The 4054-nt window shown below is 34.1% G+C and carries 5 protein-coding genes; all 5 read right to left on the bottom strand.

The window, feature by feature from the left end:
• Positions 1-203: 203 nt before the first annotated feature.
• Positions 204-656 (bottom strand): ankyrin repeat domain-containing protein, encoded by a 453-nt coding sequence (locus OO013_RS19955; RefSeq protein ID WP_266058891.1) that lies wholly within the window; start codon positions 654-656, stop codon positions 204-206.
• Between the two features lie 190 nt (positions 657-846).
• Complete coding sequence (locus OO013_RS19950) at positions 847-1428, bottom strand: hypothetical protein (RefSeq protein ID WP_266058889.1); 582 nt, start codon at positions 1426-1428, stop codon at positions 847-849.
• 169 nt (positions 1429-1597) lie between these two features.
• Positions 1598-2152: a hypothetical protein gene (locus tag OO013_RS19945; RefSeq protein WP_266058888.1), complete on the bottom strand. Its 555-nt coding sequence runs from the start codon at positions 2150-2152 to the stop codon at positions 1598-1600.
• 160 nt (positions 2153-2312) lie between these two features.
• Complete coding sequence (locus tag OO013_RS19940) at positions 2313-2576, bottom strand: hypothetical protein (RefSeq protein ID WP_266058886.1); 264 nt, start codon at positions 2574-2576, stop codon at positions 2313-2315.
• 487 nt (positions 2577-3063) lie between these two features.
• Positions 3064-3909: an SIR2 family NAD-dependent protein deacylase gene (locus OO013_RS19935; protein WP_266058885.1), complete on the bottom strand. Its 846-nt coding sequence runs from the start codon at positions 3907-3909 to the stop codon at positions 3064-3066.
• Positions 3910-4054 lie beyond the last annotated feature (145 nt).

Genomic DNA, 4054 nt, shown 5'->3' with positions numbered 1-4054 from the left:
TAGCCCTCAAGGCTATACGTAGCGGACCTATCAATCCGCCTGGGATTGCTATGCCCGGCCTTGACCGCTATCACTCATTTGAAAAAGAGCTAAAAGGATAAAAACAAAAAGAAAAGTTATTGAATATCAGTGAATTGTAGTTAAATTAAAGGGAAGGGATTATTCATGGAACATGCTGTTGTAAGTCGTTTTAAATAATTGAATTATATTAAATCATCAATGTCTGGTATTATCGGTCTAAAAATTGATTTCAATTTAGTAAGGGCTTCATCGGTTGTCCCGTACAGTTTTAAAACATCAATTGGTCTATTTCCTGAATTATCTTTTAGTTTAATGTTTGCACCATTATTTATCAGTAAATTTAATTTCTCGAGATCTTCTGGATAAGGGTGATATCTTTCACTTTGTATCATACTATCAATAATATAATCAATCATTATCCTTGTTGGTTCTCCCATGTCAATATTAACATCAGCTCCTTGATCAATAACAAACTGTAAAACTTCTAATTTATCAGAATTAATTGCGGCTATGATTGGTCTTACTTCAAAATCATATTTTTCATTAATATCTGCACCATTTAAAATTAATCTACTTGCTTGATCTAGATTTCCTTGATGAATGTATCCACTCAGTCCTATATTATTTTTCTCCATTATATTGATCAAATCAACACCTAGTTTATTCCATGATGCTTAATAATTGTACTACTTAATGACTTACAACGTTAAGGCTATGTGTCCGCCGAAACCTACGGCTAGTTAAAAAACACATTGCTGATACCCAAAGATAATAGCTCCAACTGAAAAACAAAACGGTGGACCATAGGTGTTGTTGTGGCTAGTTTCACCAGTCTTTTTTTATTTCTTTTATTATCTCAGGCTCTGAATTGGTAAACTCTATTGGAATTAATTCATCAGATTTAAGTTTGCTACTTAAAGCAGGAGGAATATTTCTTAATTGTAAAAAATCATTTGATCTATTATTGTCAACATTGCGCTTAAACAACCCTAGATCTCTTGAAGACCAATAAGTTCTGTTTATTCTTGATCCTCTTGGGATAAATACCTCACATTTCTTGTATTTAATTTTTAATTCTAGCCAAATATTTGAGGTCACTAATGCAAAATATTCTTTAACTAACTCATCATTATTCTGATTTATCACTAAATGCCCAACAACTTTATTATATACATCACTATCTCTGTAACCATCCCATTGTAACGATTTAACTTCTCTTAAAATTAAATATGAGAATTCAATTTGGTCTCCAATATTTAGCATTAATGGATTTTCTGAACTTATATTAATATTAATATACGGAATTAAAATGTCCTCTTTAGAGAAAAATAATCCAGATGTAAATGCTTCTGATGTATTATAACATAGAGAATAGTCATCTATATTTATTACCTTATTTGTAATCATTACATATTATTACATTTTAGAGAGGTTGTAATTACTAATTAGCCACAACGTCAAGGCTATGTGTCCGCCGAAACCTACGGCTACTTAAAAAACGCATAGCTGATACTCAAAGATAATAGCCCCATTTGGAAATCAAAACGGTGGACCATAGCTGTTGTTGGTAAGCGTTTTATCTTTTTGGAGTCCAATAGTTGTTCCATTCTTTAGCTAAAAAGTTTATGTTACCAAAATCAGCGGAAACATCTCCCTCATTCCATTCTCCCATATCCTTCATAATCCAAAGTCCAAGTATCAATTCTACCTTCTCATCTGAATTAAAAATTGCGTATCCGGAATCTCTTTCTCCCCAATTATAGATGGCTTTATCAAATTTCGCGACTTGGGATTCTCCCTTAAATAATGATTTTTTATGTCCAAAATGCTCATAAAAGTCGTAATCTATATGATCAGCTTTGAACTTATAATGACTTTTCCAACGATTCTTTAATTCAACCTCTATTATATTATTTTCATTAATTAAATGAATCAAATAGGATGTTGGTCCTCCAATCCAAGGACATTTACCTATGCTGACTTTTAATATTTCTTTACCATTATGATCGTAAAAAAGAGCACGGAGTCCATCATCTTTATCATATTCCCAATATCCCGTTATTATTGGAGGTGTTTCTTGATTTTGATGTATGAAATACTTTCTACCCTTTTGTTTTATGTATATTTTCATAGGTAGTAGCTCTTAATGCTTACCAACGTACAGCTATGATGAGTGGGGATTAGAATGCAATAGCCTTTCCTCTCGCACATAGCCACACCTTGATTTAAATTTAAAATTTGTGGCGGATGTTACAAGTACCGCCAAACTAACCTGCCCACCGAAACCCCATTCATTCATAACGTTTGTTGGCATCCGTTTTAATCCGTTTTCTGAATTTAAAGAATACAAATCCTAATACGTTCCAGATGATAATATATGTCCAAAAGTTCTCCATAAAGTCAGTTCGGCATGGAGAACATGGAGCATCAGGGAGACACGGTTCGCAATTTATAGTGTTCATATCCCAATAATATTTGATTACTAGAATTATGCTTCCTATTGTTCCTATAATATAAACAGTTTTGTTTGCTGTTAATCTGATTAGCTTGTTCATTTTTAATTAAGCCTATTCGAAACCCAGTTGGCAGTTACCATTACAACCACAGGAACCATAAATATTAATCCGCTTACAAATGACCAATATCGCTGGTGTTCATCGAAAATTAGGTAGTTCAAAGGGATGAGCACCATAGTAATCAGGCCGTATGTTATCCAAAGATTCCTGTTAAAAATTCGTAGTCTAAAAACAATAAAAATGAGTTCTATGATAATGAAGACTAACATGAATCCTGTCGTTAGAAGTAGTGCCGTGTTAATAAAATTAATCCACCCTCTGCTAAAGATAAAAATTAGTCCACCAATAAAAATTAGTCCGAGATAAAAATACGTTGTTAACTTCTGAAGTTTGTTCCGTGTACTTTCAGTTAAGTAGTCAAAATAGTTCTCAGAATTTATTGTCTTCATAATGCTCTTAATGGATGCCAACGTACATTGGTAAAAGTAGTAGCTTGGACTTTTGCGCGCAAGGCTTTGCGCGGCTATTACTTTTTACCTGGTGTTATCATCTTTTTCATCAGCTCCACAATTTTCAGTAACACTTGACTGCTAGAGTCCCTTACTAAGTATCCTTTATCGTAGGATTTGATAAACTCAGTGAAGTTGTTGTCATCAAGATTAATATCAACTATTCCACCGTTAAAGAAACTAACCCTATCCACAAACTCAGTTGGAAGATAAGTTGCACCGGAAGTTCCAATAATGAATAGTAATGCCGTGTTGTCAGCTATGTCACGTACTGTTTGAAACTTATAATATTTTTCGTTGTACGTTTCATCAAACCATAGCACATGTGGTCTGAGGTCTTCACCACAATTTGGACATTTCAGTAATTTCTGTTCTTGTTCTGTTATTCGATCTCCTCTTTTCTTGTCGGAAATACCTTGGGGAAAAGGGTATAAATTTGAAGTGCACTCATCACCACATCTTACAAAATCCAAATCACCATGTACATAATAAGTTCTTTCTAAAGAGTTGCCAGCTTTCTTGTGTAATCCATCGACATTCTGAGTTATTAGAGCAAATTGATCATTCAATAAACCCTCGATTTCTACTAGTGCCAAATGTCCTTCATTAGGTTGAGCGTTCTTGCAAATAGTCTTTCTAAATAAAAACCACTTCCAAACTTCCTCGGAGTTCAAACAGAACATTCTGTAAGTTCCAATCTCTTCGGGTTGATAGTTTTTTGATCCGACTTTCCAAAAGCCATCTTTTCCTCGAAAGGTTGGAATGCCACTTTCCGCACTTAGGCCAGCACCTACTAAAAAGCTTATTTTCTGTTTTGAAGCTATTGCGACTTTTATATCATTTTCTAACCTACCCCAATCCATACAGTTTTATAAGTCAAGTTGATGATAACGTCAAGGCTATGTGTCCGCCGAAACCTACGGCTGCTTAAAAAACGCATAGCTGATACCCAAAGATAATAGCCTCATTTGGAAAACAAAACGGTGGGCCATAGGTGTTGTTGTACCT

The organism is Mangrovivirga halotolerans (assembly GCF_026241165.1).
GTDB classification, from domain to species: Bacteria; Bacteroidota; Bacteroidia; order Cytophagales; family Cyclobacteriaceae; genus Mangrovivirga; species Mangrovivirga halotolerans.
Note: the sequence above shows the minus strand (reverse complement) of the source record. Positions and strands in the feature narration are given on the sequence as shown.

Bases quoted from the DNA above. Each gene is read 5' to 3' on its own strand.
- OO013_RS19955 (WP_266058891.1), bottom strand. From the start codon at position 656: ATGGAGAAAAATAATATAGGACTGAGTGGATACATTCATCAAGGAAAT.
- OO013_RS19950 (WP_266058889.1), bottom strand. From the start codon at position 1,428: ATGATTACAAATAAGGTAATAAATATAGATGACTATTCTCTATGTTAT.
- OO013_RS19945 (WP_266058888.1), bottom strand. From the start codon at position 2,152: ATGAAAATATACATAAAACAAAAGGGTAGAAAGTATTTCATACATCAA.
- OO013_RS19940 (WP_266058886.1), bottom strand. From the start codon at position 2,576: ATGAACAAGCTAATCAGATTAACAGCAAACAAAACTGTTTATATTATA.
- OO013_RS19935 (WP_266058885.1), bottom strand. From the start codon at position 3,909: ATGGATTGGGGTAGGTTAGAAAATGATATAAAAGTCGCAATAGCTTCA.